General features: G+C 67.5%; 15 protein-coding genes and 2 pseudogenes. 10 read left to right on the top strand and 7 right to left on the bottom strand.

Going from position 1 to position 14,161, the window contains the following annotated elements; all coding sequences use genetic code 11:
* Window positions 1-42 precede the first annotated feature (42 nt).
* A complete protein-coding gene (locus tag PVW48_RS10700) occupies window positions 43-477 on the bottom strand; it encodes a hypothetical protein (RefSeq protein ID WP_274581323.1) in 435 nt (144 codons plus the stop codon).
* 90 nt (window positions 478-567) lie between these two features.
* A pseudogene (locus PVW48_RS10695) lies at window positions 568-720 on the bottom strand (IS21 family transposase); the annotation flags it as partial.
* A gap of 389 nt (window positions 721-1,109) precedes the next feature.
* Between PVW48_RS10695 and PVW48_RS10690 the strand changes: the two are divergent.
* The gene (locus tag PVW48_RS10690) at window positions 1,110-1,352 is read left to right on the top strand and encodes a hypothetical protein (RefSeq protein ID WP_274581322.1); all 243 of its coding nucleotides are present in this window, start codon (window positions 1,110-1,112) and stop codon (window positions 1,350-1,352) included.
* 47 nt (window positions 1,353-1,399) lie between these two features.
* The gene (locus PVW48_RS10685; RefSeq protein ID WP_157865166.1) at window positions 1,400-1,558 is read left to right on the top strand and encodes a hypothetical protein; all 159 of its coding nucleotides are present in this window, start codon (window positions 1,400-1,402) and stop codon (window positions 1,556-1,558) included.
* 57 nt (window positions 1,559-1,615) lie between these two features.
* Here PVW48_RS10685 and PVW48_RS10680 read toward each other — a convergent pair whose 3' ends face one another.
* Entirely contained in the window at window positions 1,616-2,794 is a 1,179-nt protein-coding gene (locus PVW48_RS10680) for a thiolase family protein (protein ID WP_274581419.1), read from the bottom strand.
* 99 nt (window positions 2,795-2,893) lie between these two features.
* On the opposite strand from PVW48_RS10680, the gene PVW48_RS10675 reads away from it, so the two are divergent.
* The 3 genes from PVW48_RS10675 to PVW48_RS10665 all read left to right on the top strand — a co-directional run bounded on the left by PVW48_RS10675 (window position 2,894) and on the right by PVW48_RS10665 (window position 5,395).
* On the top strand, window positions 2,894-3,226 hold the full coding sequence (locus PVW48_RS10675; RefSeq protein ID WP_012176755.1) for an STAS domain-containing protein: 333 nt from the start codon (window positions 2,894-2,896) through the stop codon (window positions 3,224-3,226).
* An 86-nt stretch (window positions 3,227-3,312) separates the two neighbouring features.
* Complete coding sequence (locus PVW48_RS10670) at window positions 3,313-3,750, top strand: ATP-binding protein (RefSeq protein WP_274581321.1); 438 nt, start codon at window positions 3,313-3,315, stop codon at window positions 3,748-3,750.
* A 61-nt stretch (window positions 3,751-3,811) separates the two neighbouring features.
* Window positions 3,812-5,395 (top strand): gamma-glutamyltransferase family protein, encoded by a 1,584-nt coding sequence (locus PVW48_RS10665; RefSeq protein ID WP_274581320.1) that lies wholly within the window; start codon window positions 3,812-3,814, stop codon window positions 5,393-5,395.
* A 47-nt stretch (window positions 5,396-5,442) separates the two neighbouring features.
* On the opposite strand, the gene hspQ is transcribed toward PVW48_RS10665, so the two are convergent.
* Window positions 5,443-5,769 (bottom strand): heat shock protein HspQ, encoded by a 327-nt coding sequence (gene hspQ, locus PVW48_RS10660; protein ID WP_012176752.1) that lies wholly within the window; start codon window positions 5,767-5,769, stop codon window positions 5,443-5,445.
* Window positions 5,770-5,855: 86 nt separating this feature from the next.
* Between hspQ and PVW48_RS10655 the strand changes: the two genes are divergently transcribed.
* Together PVW48_RS10655 and PVW48_RS10650 are read left to right on the top strand one after the other, a co-directional pair.
* Complete coding sequence (locus tag PVW48_RS10655) at window positions 5,856-6,737, top strand: AEC family transporter (RefSeq protein ID WP_274581319.1); 882 nt, start codon at window positions 5,856-5,858, stop codon at window positions 6,735-6,737.
* Between the two features lie 76 nt (window positions 6,738-6,813).
* On the top strand, window positions 6,814-7,398 hold the full coding sequence (locus PVW48_RS10650) for a transglycosylase SLT domain-containing protein (RefSeq protein ID WP_012176750.1): 585 nt from the start codon (window positions 6,814-6,816) through the stop codon (window positions 7,396-7,398).
* A 142-nt stretch (window positions 7,399-7,540) separates the two neighbouring features.
* Here PVW48_RS10650 and PVW48_RS10645 read toward each other — a convergent pair.
* Window positions 7,541-8,149: pseudogene (locus tag PVW48_RS10645) on the bottom strand (enoyl-CoA hydratase/isomerase family protein); the annotation flags it as partial.
* The gene (locus PVW48_RS10640; protein ID WP_274581318.1) at window positions 8,146-8,904 is read right to left on the bottom strand and encodes an SDR family oxidoreductase; all 759 of its coding nucleotides are present in this window, start codon (window positions 8,902-8,904) and stop codon (window positions 8,146-8,148) included. The gene PVW48_RS10640 and the pseudogene PVW48_RS10645, both read right to left, overlap by 4 nt.
* 115 nt (window positions 8,905-9,019) lie before the next feature.
* Here PVW48_RS10640 and PVW48_RS10635 point away from each other — a divergent pair, with 115 nt between their 5' ends.
* The 3 genes from PVW48_RS10635 to PVW48_RS10625 all read left to right on the top strand — a co-directional run bounded on the left by PVW48_RS10635 (window position 9,020) and on the right by PVW48_RS10625 (window position 12,715).
* Window positions 9,020-10,510, top strand: coding sequence for a hypothetical protein (locus PVW48_RS10635; RefSeq protein ID WP_012176747.1), 1,491 nt, complete (start codon window positions 9,020-9,022; stop codon window positions 10,508-10,510).
* Between the two features lie 77 nt (window positions 10,511-10,587).
* Window positions 10,588-11,934 (top strand): TldD/PmbA family protein, encoded by a 1,347-nt coding sequence (locus PVW48_RS10630; protein ID WP_274581317.1) that lies wholly within the window; start codon window positions 10,588-10,590, stop codon window positions 11,932-11,934.
* Entirely contained in the window at window positions 11,921-12,715 is a 795-nt protein-coding gene (locus PVW48_RS10625) for an inositol monophosphatase family protein (RefSeq protein WP_274581316.1), read from the top strand. Before PVW48_RS10630 ends, PVW48_RS10625 begins: the two co-directional genes overlap by 14 nt.
* Window positions 12,716-12,837: 122 nt before the next feature.
* On the opposite strand, the gene PVW48_RS10620 is transcribed toward PVW48_RS10625, so the two are convergent.
* Window positions 12,838-14,103 (bottom strand): FAD-dependent monooxygenase, encoded by a 1,266-nt coding sequence (locus PVW48_RS10620; protein ID WP_443112674.1) that lies wholly within the window; start codon window positions 14,101-14,103, stop codon window positions 12,838-12,840.
* Window positions 14,104-14,161: the final 58 nt, after the last annotated feature.

Raw genomic sequence — 14,161 nt, 5'->3', positions numbered from 1 at the left:
GACGGTACGCCGGTACGTCCCGGAAATGCCGCAACGTTCCGTTCAGACACCCGAGGACGTCTTCCGGGGACCGCGCTCCCTCGGCGAGCCGCTTGCGAATGCGCCCCCCACCGCGTCTTCGAGAGCGCCCGGGCCGTCGCGGAGCAGTGAGAAGCCGGTCTCCGTGCAGCGCTGAAGATCGGCTTCGCCCAGTTCCTTCAGTTTGACCGGCCCGATCTCGGCGAAACACCCTAAGAGTGGCGCGGTCGCAAGCGCCTCCACAAGCGACCAGCCCCCGACCCGGTCGGTGCCCTCGGCGAGGAAGGTCTGCACCGCGAGGTCCAGATCATGGCTGGCGACTGGACGGGGGTCGGGCAGACGGCGATCGGGCCAGAGGTTCAGGCAAAGGTTTAGATCCTTGGCCCCACGGTAGCTGGGTGGGCGCGGCAGCGGCTCCAGAAGCACCCCATGCTCCGGGCAAGCCCCCACCGCGGGCATGGTCCACTGGGTGCGCAGGTATTCCTGCCCGTCGCCCCGCTATCGGTCTTCCGCAATGCAAACCGGACAGACGCGGGGACTGAGCGGAATGGCCGGATAAGGCGCGCACATGCGCGGACTGAAGCCGTGATGTTTGGCAAACTCGCGGAAACCCGCATGAAAACGGTGCTGGCCCGGGCCATAAGTATTCCGGTCGATCAACACCGTCTTCATATTGTCAAAGAGGATCGTGTGCGGCACGCCATCATGGCGCGGGGCGGTCCGAGGCACACTTTCTGTCTTCTTTGGCGATGGCAACTTGTGCCAACGCAAACATGCTCCAACGCTTCAAATCCGGCGAAAAGGAACGGTAGCTGTCAAACATTTTGCGCCTAAGCAATTGTTTTGAAGGGTATTTGCTGGAAAAAAGGAAAGATGTAGTGGCAAACCTCACTCACGATGCCAACCCCCCGCAAACCCGGGCCATTGACCCTGGTGATGCGCCGCTTTCCGCACCGGAAACCTCACCCGTTCCAACCGTCGAAAAAATTTCGTGGGCGGGTCTTCGACCATCTTGAATCCGCTCCGGCCCCTTCCGATTTCCGCTGCGGGAGGGCAGACCTCCCGGTTCTTTCAAATGGAGGAAGACGAAAATGAGTCGTGTAGCAGTTTGTGCCATGGTGGCCGCCCTCTGCGCGGCGCCGGCGATCGCATCCGTGTCCGAAATCGACACCGATGGTGATAACCTGGCCTCTTACGAGGAGATGACGCCGATCTACCCCGATCTGACCGAAGATCTGTTCGGCGAGATCGACACGAGCGGCGACGGCTTCGTGGACGATGCGGAACTGACCGCCGCCCTCGATGCCGAGAAACTGACGCCAGCCGCGGAATAACGCGATCGGGCAAGGGTTTTATTCAGCTCTGACAGAGGACACAGAAGATGGCCTTTCACTTTCCGACCATGAAACGCCCGACCTGGTGGATCTGGGGCGGGGCTGCGGCCCTGGTTGTTGCTGCTGCGGTGGCAATCTGGGGCTTTGACCTGTTCAGCGGTGGAACCGAAACGGCACCTGCCGTGGCAATCGAACAGGCCGAATAACGACAAGGAGAGGCCGCGCCGGGACCCCTGGCGCGGCGTTCCTTCGGGGCGGGCGCCTTAGTCGCGCTCCAGCGCGATGGCAGTGCCTTCCCCGCCCCCGATGCAGATCGCGGCCACGCCCCGTTTCAGGTCCCGCGCCTCCATGGCGTTGAGCAACGTCACCAGGATCCGCGCGCCGGAGGCCCCGATCGGGTGACCCAAGGCACAGGCCCCACCGTTCACGTTCATCTTCTCCCGCGGCACGCCCATCTCGTGCATGAAGGCCATGGGCACGACCGCGAAGGCCTCGTTGACCTCCCACAGATCCACGTCCGCCACGCTCCAGCCGAGCCGGTCGAGCAGTTTACGCGCCGCCGGCACCGGGGCCGTCGGGAATAGCGCGGGCTTCTGGGCATGGCTCGCATGCCCGAGCACCCGGGCCCGCACCGGCAGGCCATGGGCCTCGGCCTGTCCGGCGTCGGCCAGAACCAGCGCCGCCGCCCCGTCCGAGATCGACGAGGAATTCGCCGCCGTGACGGTCCCGTCCTTGCGGAAGGCGGGCTTGAGATGGGGGATCTTCTCGGGCCGGGCCGCGGCGGGTTGTTCATCCCGTATCACCACGGTCTCGCCTTTGCGCCCGGAAACGGTCACCGGCACCAGTTCCATCGCGAAAGCCTCGGACGCCTCCGCCGCCAGCGCATTTTCCAGCGAGCCCAGCGCATAGGTGTCCTGGGCCGCACGCGTGAACTGGAACGCCTCGGCGCAGTCCTCGGCAAAGGTGCCCATCAGGCGGCCCTTGTCATAGGCATCCTCCAGCCCATCGAGAAACATGTGATCGATCACCTGCCCATGGCCGATCCGCGCCCCGCCCCGCATCTTGTCCAGCAGGTAGGGCGCGTTGGTCATGCTCTCCATGCCGCCGGCAACCACCAGGTCGGACTGGCCGAGCGCGATCTGGTCGCAGGCGATCATCGCCGCCTTCATGCCAGAGCCGCACATCTTGTTGAGCGTCGTGGCAGGCACCGCGTCGCCCAGTCCCGCCGCATATCCGGCCTGCCGCGCCGGGGCTTGCCCCTGTCCCGCAGGCAGCACGCAGCCCATCAGCAGCTCATTCACCTGCGCCGGGGCCACGCCTGCATCCGCCAGCGCCCCGGCGATGGCCACACCGCCCAGTTGCGCCGCGCTGACATCGGAAAACACGCCCTGAAAGCCCCCCATGGGCGTCCGGGCCGCCCCACAAACCGCGACAGTCCTCATCATTTTCCTCCAAAATGTCCCAATCCGTCAGATTCGCTCATTTTCTGGTAACCCATCGGTCCTAGGCTCGGCGCATGCAAGTCTAGATGAGGACCAGAGATGCAGGTAACGACCACTGCCCATGGGAATACCATAGTTGCCGTCGTGCACGAGGACCGGATCGATGCCTCCTCGGCGGTTCAGTTCAAGGACACGATGCAGGCGATCGGGCGTACCGCGCATGGGCGCGTGATTCTCGACCTTGCGCAGGTCCAGTTTCTCGACAGTTCCGGCCTTGGCGCCGTTGTGGCCGTGATGAAGGCCTATGCACCAGGCAAGCGCCTCGAACTCGCAGGTCTTAATCCCGTGGTGCAAAAGGTCTTCCGCCTGACCCGGATGGACAAGGTTTTCAAGGTCTATGAAAGCTCCGCTCAGGCTTTGGAAGCTGCCTGAGGGCTGCCGTCGTCATGGCCTGCAAAACCCGTTGCGCCGCGCGCCCCGACACCGCACAGCCATCCGCCACGAGGAGGAGCCTCTGGGTGAAGGAATTTGAGAAAACCTACGAATTCCCGAGCCGATATGCTCAGGTGCGAGAAACCCTGGCGGAGCTTCTGGCCGCGCTGCGGGATGCCGGAGTCGAGAGCGAGGATGCGGGGATCGTCGAGGTCGTTCTGGCCGAAGCCATGAACAATGTCGTCGAACATGCTTACCGTGAGTCCCCGGATGAAGTTGTGCGTCTCCGCTGTGCTCTGGAAGAAACCGGTTTGCGCGTCGTGCTCGATGACAGTGGTGTGGCCATGCCGGGCCTGAACCTGCCCGAAGGCAGGTGCCCGACTTCGGACACCCCGCTTCAGGACCTGCCCGAGGGCGGGTTCGGCTGGCACCTGATCCATACACTCACCGAAGAGTTGATCTATACCCGCGCCGCGGAGCGGAACGAGACGCGGTTTATCATCCCCTTCGCCGCCGGCGGTTAGCCTCTCGCCTTGCACCCGCGCGCGGGCTGCCTAATGTGACGGCCGCAGCGAGGAGCCCATCATGCGAGATTTTCACTTACCCGGACGGTCCGCCGTCTTTGCCAGCAACGCCATGTGCGCGACGTCCCACCCGCTCGCCGCCAAGGTCGCTCTCGACATCCTGCGCGACGGCGGCAACGCGCTCGACGCCGCCATCGCCGGCGCGGTTCTGCTGGGCCTGTGCGAGCCCCAGATGACCGGGATCGGCGGCGACTGCTTTGCCCTGATCAAACCCGCGGGCAGCGAAGACATCCTGGGCCTCAACGGCTCCGGCAAGGCCCCTGCGGCCCTGGACCCGGCGGCCCTGCGCGCCGCGGGCCACACCACCATGCCGCCCGCGGCGGCGGCCTCGGTCACGGTGCCGGGGGCTGTCGACGCCTTTTGCCACATGTCAGAGCGCTGGGGCCGCGCCGGACTCGACGCGATCCTTGCGCCCGCCATCCACTATGCCGAACAGGGTATTCCAGTCGCGCCCCGCGTTGCCTTCGACTGGGCCACCGATTCCGCCCGCCTGAACGGCACCGCCCGCGACCATTACCTTATAGCCGGCAAACCGCCCGTGGCCGGGGCCATGTTCCGTGCCCCGCGGCAAGCGGAGGTGCTGCGCAAGATCGCCCGCGAGGGCCGTGACGGCTTCTACACCGGCGCGGTGGCCGAGGACATGGTCGCCAGCCTGCGCGCCGCGGGGGGTACCCACACACGCGACGACTTCGCCGCAACCGCCTGCATGGACGCCACGCCCATCCGCGGCGACTACAAGGGCTCCGAACTGGTGGAACTGCCGCCCAACAGCCACGGCGCGACCGCGATCCTGATGGCCAATATCCTCGCCCGGTTCGACCTGCCCGCACTCGATCCCTTCGGTGCCGCCCGCGCGCACCTGGAGGCCGAAGCCGCCAAGCTCGCCTATGACGCGCGCAACCGCTTCGTCGCAGACCCGGACCACACCACGCGGCTCGACCACATGCTGCGCCCCGAGACCGCCGATGCGCTGGCCGCCCTGATCGACCCCAAGCGGGCCATGGCCGATCCCGCCGCCCTGTCTGAACAAGTCCACCGCGAGACGATCTACATCACCGTGGTCGACGCGGACCGCATGGCCGTGTCGCTGATCTACTCGATCTTCGACGGGTTCGGCTCCGGCATCGCCAGCGACCGCTACGGCATCCTGTTCCATAACCGCGGCGCAGGGTTCAACCTGACGCCCGGCCACCCGAACGAGGCAGGCGGCGGCAAGCGCCCCATGCACACCATCATCCCCGCCATGCTGCGCCGGAACGACCGGCTGGTCATGCCCTTCGGTGTCATGGGCGGGCCTTACCAGGCCAACGGCCATGCGCGCGTTCTGACCAATCTCGTCGATTACGGGCTGCACCCGCAGGCCAATCTCGACGCCCCGCGCAGCTTCCATGACCCGCGCTATGGCCTTCAGGTGGAGCGGGGCTATTCCGACGCGGTCCGCGCCGAGCTGTCGGCCATGGGCCACAGCGTCGTGGTCCCCGACACGCCGATCGGCGGCGCGCAGGCGATCTGGATCGATCCAGAGACCGGCGTTCTCCAAGGCGCCTCCGACCCCCGCAAGGACGGCTGTGCCCTCGGCTACTGAGCGTGCGCCCGCAACCCCGGCTCCATCCCGAAGCCGGGATCACCGGATCAGTTCATCTGGAAATGCAGCGGGTATTGCCGCCCGTCGAAATCCCCGAACAGGTCCGGGACATCCGGATGATCGACCGGACCGCCGGCGGCATCCACCACCAGGTTCTGCTCCGACACATAGGCCACGTAATAGCTCTGGTCGTTCTCGGCGAGCAGGTGATAGAACGGCTGGTCCTTCCGAGGACGGCTGTCCTCGGGGATGGCGTCGTACCATTCCTCGGTATTGGAAAATTCGGGGTCTATATCAAAGACCACGCCCCGGAAGGGGTGCTTCCGGTGCCGAACCACCTGTCCGAGATTGTATTTTGCCTGTGCCTTGAGCATCACATCACAACCTTTTCTTGCCTTCCAAAATAGGGTGCCATCGGCCAGATGTCCATCGAACAAACCGTCGCTCCGGGAAACAGACTGTGAACTTGCTCCTGACAGTTCTGAACATCGTCGCCCCTGTTTTCCTGCTCGCGGGGCTCGGGTTCGGCTGGGTGCGCCTGGGCTGGGACTACCCCTTGGAATTCGTCACGCGCATGGGCATGACCCTCGCGGTGCCCTGCCTGATCTTCACCGCCCTGATGCAGACCGAGATCGACCCGGCGGCCCTGAGCACCGTGTCCCTGGCGACCCTGTCGGCCTATATCGCGATCACCGTGGTCTTCGCGATCTACATCCGGGCGGTGGGGGATCGGCAGCGCGACTATCTCGCCCCCCTGACCTTCGGCAACACCGGCAATCTCGGCCTGCCGCTGGCGCTCTTCGCCTTCGGCGAGACCGGGCTGAGCTACGGCGTCGTCGTCTTCGCGGCCATGGCGATCTATTCCTTCACCTTCGGCACCTGGGTGGTCGCGGGCGGCGGCTCCCTGCGCAAGGTCATTCAGGAACCCATGGTTGCCGCCACCCTGCTCGGCGCGCTGTTTCTCTGGCAGGGCTGGCAGACACCGGTGTTCCTGACCAACGCACTGGAGCTGATCGGCCAGCTTGCGATCCCGCTGATGCTGATCACTCTGGGCGTCGCCATCGCGGGGCTGCGGCCCGGACGCATCGGCAAGGCACTCTGGCTGTCGGTATTCAAGCTGGTGGTCTGCGTCGCCATAAGCTGGACCATCGGCCGCGCCTTCGCGCTGGAGCCCGTGGCGTTCGGGGTGCTCGTGCTGCAGGTCAGCACCCCGGTCGCGGTTACAAGCTACCTGATGGCACAGAAATACCGCGCCGATGCCGACGCCGTGGCGGGCCTTGTGGTGGTCTCCACACTCGTTTCGGTGGTGGCTTTGCCACTCCTGCTCGCCTTTGTGATCTGAAACCACTCTTTAACCATTTTCCGAGAGCCTGTTTTTGGCTAAGCTTGTGGGAATAACAAAAGACTGAGAGAGCAGGATGAGCAGTAAACTTCGCCTCTCGATGGTGTTCCTTTTGCTGGCCGCATGCGGCGGGTCAGGATCGAATCCGCCCTCGCGGCTGGATGATGCCTGCGCGATCGTCGCCCAGCGCCCGGCCTATCTCAAGGCGATGGAGCGGACGGAACGCAAATGGGACGTGCCCGTCCCCGTGCAGATGGCCACCATCTACCAGGAGAGCCGCTTCAAGAGCGATGCGCGCACCCCCTACCGTTTCGCGCTGGGGGTGATTCCCATGGGGCGGGTCAGCTCGGCCTACGGGTATTCCCAGGCGCTCGACGGCACCTGGGACGAGTATCTCGCCGAAGAGGGCCGGTGGCGCGCCAAGCGCAACAACATCCGCGATGCCACGGATTTCATGGGCTGGTACATGACCAAGACCGAGCAGCGCAATGGCATCCCCAAGACGGACGCACGGCGGCAGTACCTGGCCTATCACGAGGGCCATACCGGCTATGCCCGGGGCAGCTACAACCAGAAAGCCTGGCTGATGCGGGTGGCCAACAACGTGGCGGCACGGGCGGCGATGTACGACCGCCAGTTGAAGTCCTGCAACAAGCGCTGAGTCCCTAGCGCCCCGTGTCCTGCTCCGCAGACGGGACAGAGGCGGTGAACACCGCCTCTGTGCCCAGCGGCTGCGGGTGCCGCTGCATCGCCGGTGCCGGGCTGGGGCCGGGCCGGTCGCGGCCGGGTTGATCGCCATGGCACAGGGCCTTGATCTGTGCCAGCAAGCCGGGCGATGCGCCCTTGGCATCGACGGTGAAGCCGTCCACCGCCTCCATCAACTCCTCCGGCGCGGCGATCCGGTCGAACAGGCCCCAGGACAGGGCGGTCTCCGCCGCCACCTTGGCCCCGCCCAGCAGGATCATCTTCGCCCGGCTCACCCCGCACAGCGCCGCCAACCGCGGCGGGTCCGAAGGTTGCGGCAGGAACCCGTTCTTCAGCACGGGGTAGAACACCTTGGCCGTCGGCACCGCGACCCGCAGGTCGCAAGCCAACATCATGCCCAGCGCGCCCCCCGCGCAAGTCCCGTTGAGCGCCGCCACGGTCAGCCCCGGATAGCCTGCGATGCGCGACGACACCCGCTCCCAGACCGGGTGGGTGGTCAGCCCACCATTGCGCGCCGCCTCCAGGTCGGCCCCGGCGCTGAACACCTTGCCCGCCCCGGTCAGCACGACAACGCGCAGTCCGGCGGCCTCCGCCTCGATCAGGGCGCGCTCCAGCGCTTCGAGCATGGGCGCGGTCAGGGCATTGGCCTTGTCCGGCCGGTTCAGGGTGATCACGCACTGCCCGTCACCATGGGTGGTCTCGATCATGGGGATGTCAGTCCGATCTTCTGTCGCAGGTCTTCGTCCCGCAGGGAGATCTCCGTGCCGATATAGGCATCCGCCTCCGGGCCGCACATCCAGACCAGGGCGCGGGCGGGCCAGTCGGCAGGGATATGCACCGACCAGTCGAGCTGGCTGACGGGGTTCACGCCGGAGCCCTTGATCACGCTCTGCATCTCCGTGGCCACGGTGCCCGGGCTCAGCCCCATGATCCGCAGCCCGCTGCCACCCGCCTCGTGATGGGCGCAGCGGGTCAGCATCGCCGCCCCGGCCTTGGAGGCACAATAGGCGCTCCACCCCTCCAGCGGGTTATGGGCCGCGCCCGAACTGATGGTGATGATCGTGCCTGCCCCGCGCGCCTTCATCACCGGCAGCGCCGCGCGCATCCCGTAGAAGACCCCCTTGAGGTTGATATCGATCAGCGCGCTCCAGGCGGCGGCATCGACCGTCTCCAGCGGGGCGATCGGCGTGATCACCCCCGCGTTGTTGATCAGAATGTCGAGCTTGCCGTAGGTGGCACAGACCTGCGACACCGCCGCAGGCAGGGTGGCAGGGTCGCTGACATCACCGGGTATGGCGAGCGCACCGCCGCCGATCTCCTTGGCGATCCGGGTGCAAGCCTCCCCGTTCCGGGCCAGCAACGTCACATGGGCGCCAGCCGCCGCAAAGGCCCGCGCCGCGGCTTCGCCGATGCCGGTGCTGGCGCCGGTGATCAGAACCGATTTTCCGGAAACTTGGCTCATGGACCGGGTAATCCCTTCTTGTTTTTGCCCGCTCTCACCCCTCGGGGCTTGACCGTATACGGAGAGGCAGGAACAAAGAAAGTGTTTTCTCGACACATCGACCAGAGAGGTCTCTATGCGCTTTCCCCTTCTCCGCCGCGCGGGTTTTTCGGCGCTTTCGCTGCTCGTGCTGGGCCTGCCCGCGCCGGCCCTGGCCCTCACCGCGGCACAGGTCTGGGAAGAGATGCAGCAGATCTCGGAGCGCGGCGGATTGCGCCAGCGCGCCGCGGTTGCCACCCCCGGCGCCGGTACCCTGACGCTGGAGGGAGTGACGCTGATCTCCGAAGAGGACGCGCCCCGCGTCACCACCCTGATCGACCGGCTCACCTTGCGTGAACTGGACACGGGCGGGGTCGAGATCGTCTATCCGCCGCAACTCCGGATCCTGCTCGAAGATGACAGCGGCGTCGGCATAGACCGGGCCGAGCTGCTGCTCGAGACCACCGACCTCGTCACCCTGGCCAGCGGTGCACCGGGCGACATGTCCTTCGACACGACCACCCCGGCGGCGGTCCTGCGGCTGAGCGCGTTCGAGGATGATGGCACGGCGGAGGTGTCGGAATTCACCTGGACCTTCACCGATCTCGCCCTGTCGTCGGCCTATGGCGCAGAAATCGCCGACAGCGCCTTCAGCGTCGCCCAGATGTCCGGCGCCGTCGCGCTCAGCGCGCCCGAGGACGACAGCGCGCTGCGGCTGCAGATCGCGCTGACGGATTACGCCTTCTCGGACCGGGGCAGTGCGCTGCTGATGTCGCCCACGGCGGACACCGCGGCCCTCCTGACCGGGCAGACGCCCTACAGCTTCGAAAGCCGCCATGCCCGGCTGAGCCTCGCGGTCGGTGGGCAGATCGACGGGGTGGCCGGCGGGGCCGCCCTGTCCACGACCGGCGGCGGCAGCGCGGTCTCCTTCGCCGATGGACAGGTCTCGGTGGCGTCCCGGGCCCAGGGGCTCGACATCCAGGCGCTGGTGCCCTCGCTGGCCTCGCCCCTCGATGCCGCCGCCGCGAACATGGCGTTGCAGATCACCCTGCCCGCCACCCCCACCGAGGACGTGCGCCCGATCGGGCTGGGCCTGAAGCTGCAGGAGCTGACCGTGGACGAAGAGGTCTGGGCGATGTTCGATCCCGTCGGCCTCCTGCCGCGCAGTCCCGCCACGCTGGAGGTGGACCTGACCGGCGAAGGGCGCGCCTCCGACGACCTGCTGGACCCGCGCGCAGGCGCCCGGACCATGCTCGACCTCGACAGCCTCTCGATCAACCGGCTCGTCCTGGATGCCGCGGGCGCCCGGATCACCGCGGAAGGCGGCTTCGATGTGGACTTGTCTCGCGGCGGCACCATGCCCGGCCTGCCCGCGCTGAGCGGCCGCATCGGCATGACATCGCGCGGTCTGAACGGCCTTCTGGACAACCTGGCCGAGCTTGGCCTCCTGCGGCCGTCGGACGTCATGGGCGCGCGCATGGTGATCGCCATGCTGACCACGCCCAGCAACGATCCCGACACGCTCTCGGCAGAGATCGAGCTGAAACCCGATGGCGGGCTGGTGGCCAACGGGATGCGCCTGCGCTGAGCGAAGCCGGACAACCGCTTGCACCCGGGGGCGGCGCGACCTAGGTCAGAGCGAGTGTTTCCCGGAGAACCTGTGCCATGCCGCAAGACCTGTCTGCCCTGACCGATGCCCTCCTGAGTGCTGCCAAGGCCGCGGGGGCCGAGGCCGCCGATGCCATGGCGGTGAAGGGCACCTCGGTGTCCATCGACGTGCGCGCCGGTGCCCTCGAACAGGCCGAGCGCTCCGAAGGGATCGATCTCGGCTTGCGGGTCCTGCTGGGCCAGAAACAGGCGCTGGTCTCGGCCTCCGATACCTCGGGCGACACGATCCGCGAGATGGCCGAACGCGCCGTGGCCATGGCCGCCGAGGCACCGGACGACCCCTATATCGGGCTCGCGGACCCGGACGCGCTCGCCACCTCCTGGGACATCGACGCGCTGGAGTTGCAAGACCCCAGCCCGGAGCCGGACCCCGCCGCGCTCGAGGACGACGCGCGACGTGCGGAGGCCGCGGCCCTCGCCCTGCCGGGCATCAGCCAGGTCCAGTCCGCCAGCGCGGGCTATGGCCGCCGCGCCGTGCACCTGGCCACCAGCGGCGGGTTTTCGGGCGGCTACGCACGTACCGACCGTGGGCTCTCTGCCGTGGCCATCACCGGCACGGGCACCGGGATGGAGCGTGACTACGCAGGCGAGAGCCGGATCTTCCAGGCCGACCTGCCCAGCCCCGAAGAAGTCGGCAAACGCGCCGCCGAACGCACCCTCGCCCGGGCCGGGGCGCGCAAACCGCCCACCGGCGCCTTCCCGGTGCTCTACGACGAACGGATTTCCAGCGCCCTGATCGGACACCTGCTGGCCGCGATCAGCGGCAGCGCCATCGCCCGCGGCTCCAGCTGGTTGCGCGACGCGCTCGGCACGCAGGTGCTGCCCGCGGGCCTGAGCCTCGTCGAGGATCCCCACCGCCCGCGGGCCACGGGATCACGTCCCTTCGATGCCGAGGGCCTGCCGACCGCGCGTCGACTCATTGTCGACAACGGGGTGCTGCAGGGCTGGACGCTCGATCTGGCCACGGGCCGCAAGCTGGGCCTGCCGAGCACGGCCAATGCCGCCCGCGGCACCTCCAGCCCGCCATCGCCCTCGGTGACCAACGTGGCCCTGACCCAGGGCGACAAGCCCGCCGAAGCACTCGCACGGGACATGGGCACCGGGCTCTGGGTGACCTCGATGATCGGCGCCTCGATCAATCCCACGACCGGGGATTACTCCCGCGGGGCCAGCGGCTTCTGGGTCGAGAAGGGCGAGATCGCCTACCCGGTGAACGAATGCACCATCGCGGGTAACCTGCGCGACATGCTCAAGACCCTGGTGCCCGGCAACGACGCCCGGCCCCATCTGAGCCGCGTGATCCCCAGCCTGCTGGTCGAAGGACTGACGATTGCCGGCGCCTGACCTCGCGCTCCTGATCGACGCGGCCCAGGCGGCGGGCCGGATCGCCGAGAAGCACTGGCGTCAGGACCCCGAAGCCTGGGACAAGCCGGGCGGTGCAGGCCCCGTGACCGAGGCCGATCTCGAAGTGGACCGGATGCTCCGCACGGAGCTTCTGGCCGCGCGCCCGGATTACGGCTGGCTGTCGGAGGAAACCGAGGACACGCCGGACCGGCTGGACCACGAGCGAGTTTTCGTCGTCGATCCCATCGACGGGACACGGTCCTTCATGGCCGGGCAGCGCACCTTTGCCCACGCCCTCGCCGTGGTCGAGAACGGCATACCCGTGGCCGGGGTCGTCTACCTGCCCCTGCGCGACAAGCTCTACACCGCCGCACGCGGCGCGGGCGCGGCCCTGAACGGCACCGCTTTGCGCATCTCGACCCGATCGGAGGTCGCAGGCGCCACCGTGCTGGCCGCGCGGCCGAACCTGGAGAGCCACCACTGGGGCGGCACGCCACCCGCCCTGGACCGGCATTTCCGCAGCTCGCTGGCCTACCGGCTGGCGCTGACCGGCGAAGGGCGGTTCGATGCCATGCTGACCCTGCGCAACAGCTGGGAATGGGACATCGCCGCGGGCTGCCTGATCGTGGAGGAAGCCGGGGGGCAAACGACTGACCGCCACGGCGCAGGGTTGCGGTTCAACAACCCGTCGGCACAGACCAAGGGCGTGGTGGCGGCCAATCCCCGGCTTCACGCCGAGCTCAGCGCAAAGCTCACCTCCATGTCCGAGCGGTCCAGCTAGCGCCAAGCGCCTTCGAAGGCGCTTGTTGGCCCTTCGCACTCCCCGCTGCGCCAAAGGATCACCTGAAGACAAAGCGTCGGACCCGGGTCCAACGCGCTTCGAAGCGCGTTGCCCGCGCAGGCTCAGACCGGCCGCCCCTGCAGCAGCCGTGGCACATCCCCGGTCAGACCAGCCGCCTCGCGGATGAAAGTCCGGCGCGCGCCGGGCAGGGCATTGACCAGCCCCATGCCCAGGTCACGGCCCAACCGCAGTAGCGGGTTGTCGTTGGAAAAGAGCCGATTCACCGCATCGGTCGCCACCGCCAGCGTCGCCGTATCGAACCGCCGCCAGCGCGCATAGCGGTCCAGCACATCCCGCGCCGCGATATCCTCGCCCCGCCGCGCCGCATCCGCCAGCACCTCGGCCAGCGCGCCCACATCCCGGAACCCGAGGTTCAGACCCTGCCCGGCAATCGGATGTACGCCATGGGCCGCGTCTCCGACCAGCGCCAGCCGATCCGCCACCATCGCGTTGGCCAGCGTCAGGCTCAGCGGATAGGTGAAGCGCGCGCCAACCAACGCGATCTCGCCCAGGAAATCCCCGAACCGCGGCCGCAGTGCCTCCAGAAACGCGGCATCGTCCAGCGCGGCGAAGCGTTCGGCCTGCGCCGTCCGTTCGGACCACACGATCGAGCTGCGATTGCCCGGCAGCGGCAGGATCGCAAGTGGCCCCCCGGGCATGAAGAACTGATGCGCGGTCCCCTCATGGGGCAATTCGTGGGACACGGCGCAAACCAACGCCGTCTGGTCATAGCCCCAGCCCGTGCGCCCGATCCCGGCCCGCCGCGCGGTCCCGCTGGCGCGTCCGTCACAGCCCACCAGCAGCCGGCCGCGCCGGCTCGTGCCATCCGCGAGGGTCACGGTCACAGCGTCCGCATCGACCTGCTGGTCGATCACGGTCGTCTCGCTCAGATGAGCAATCTCGGCGCACTCCTCCATCGCGGCCAGAAGCGCGCGGCGCAGGTAGCGGTCCTCGACCATGAACCCCATGGGGCCCTCTTCGATCTCGGCATGGTCGAACTGCATCCACCAGGGCGCGGCCCCCTCGCCGGGCCGCCCGTCCGACACCTTGATCCGCAGCATCGGCTGCGCGCGCTCCTCCAACCCGTCCCACAGGCTCAGCGCCGCCAGCATCCGCTGCGACGCCAGCGCCAGGGCATAGCTGCGCCCGTCGAAGGCCGGGTCCGCGCGCCGATCCACGCTGTGCGCATCGATCACGGTGCTGCGCAAACCCGCCTGCGCCAGGGCCAGGGCCAGGGTCGGGCCGTTCAGCCCGCCGCCCACGATCAGGATATCACTGTCAAAATCCGCCATACCCTTGGATATGCCTTGCGCCAGGGCGTTGTCCATCGCAGCCGGCCCCTGTAGCTTCGCGGCGAAATGTCTCTCAACGGCGAAAACGGGGTGC

The organism is Dinoroseobacter sp. PD6, assembly GCF_028807315.1.
In the GTDB taxonomy this organism is placed as follows: domain Bacteria; phylum Pseudomonadota; class Alphaproteobacteria; order Rhodobacterales; family Rhodobacteraceae; genus Dinoroseobacter; species Dinoroseobacter shibae.
This window is presented reverse-complemented; position numbering and strand designations above follow the sequence as displayed.

Coding starts and splice junctions, on each gene's coding strand:
- PVW48_RS10700 (WP_274581323.1), bottom strand. CDS start 477: ATGCCCGCGGTGGGGGCTTGCCCGGAGCATGGGGTGCTTCTGGAGCCG.
- PVW48_RS10690 (WP_274581322.1), top strand. CDS start 1,110: ATGAGTCGTGTAGCAGTTTGTGCCATGGTGGCCGCCCTCTGCGCGGCG.
- PVW48_RS10685 (WP_157865166.1), top strand. CDS start 1,400: ATGGCCTTTCACTTTCCGACCATGAAACGCCCGACCTGGTGGATCTGG.
- PVW48_RS10680 (WP_274581419.1), bottom strand. CDS start 2,794: ATGAGGACTGTCGCGGTTTGTGGGGCGGCCCGGACGCCCATGGGGGGC.
- PVW48_RS10675 (WP_012176755.1), top strand. CDS start 2,894: ATGCAGGTAACGACCACTGCCCATGGGAATACCATAGTTGCCGTCGTG.
- PVW48_RS10665 (WP_274581320.1), top strand. CDS start 3,812: ATGCGAGATTTTCACTTACCCGGACGGTCCGCCGTCTTTGCCAGCAAC.
- hspQ (WP_012176752.1), bottom strand. CDS start 5,769: ATGCTCAAGGCACAGGCAAAATACAATCTCGGACAGGTGGTTCGGCAC.
- PVW48_RS10650 (WP_012176750.1), top strand. CDS start 6,814: ATGAGCAGTAAACTTCGCCTCTCGATGGTGTTCCTTTTGCTGGCCGCA.
- PVW48_RS10640 (WP_274581318.1), bottom strand. CDS start 8,904: ATGAGCCAAGTTTCCGGAAAATCGGTTCTGATCACCGGCGCCAGCACC.
- PVW48_RS10635 (WP_012176747.1), top strand. CDS start 9,020: ATGCGCTTTCCCCTTCTCCGCCGCGCGGGTTTTTCGGCGCTTTCGCTG.
- PVW48_RS10630 (WP_274581317.1), top strand. CDS start 10,588: ATGCCGCAAGACCTGTCTGCCCTGACCGATGCCCTCCTGAGTGCTGCC.
- PVW48_RS10620 (WP_443112674.1), bottom strand. CDS start 14,103: ATGGACAACGCCCTGGCGCAAGGCATATCCAAGGGTATGGCGGATTTT.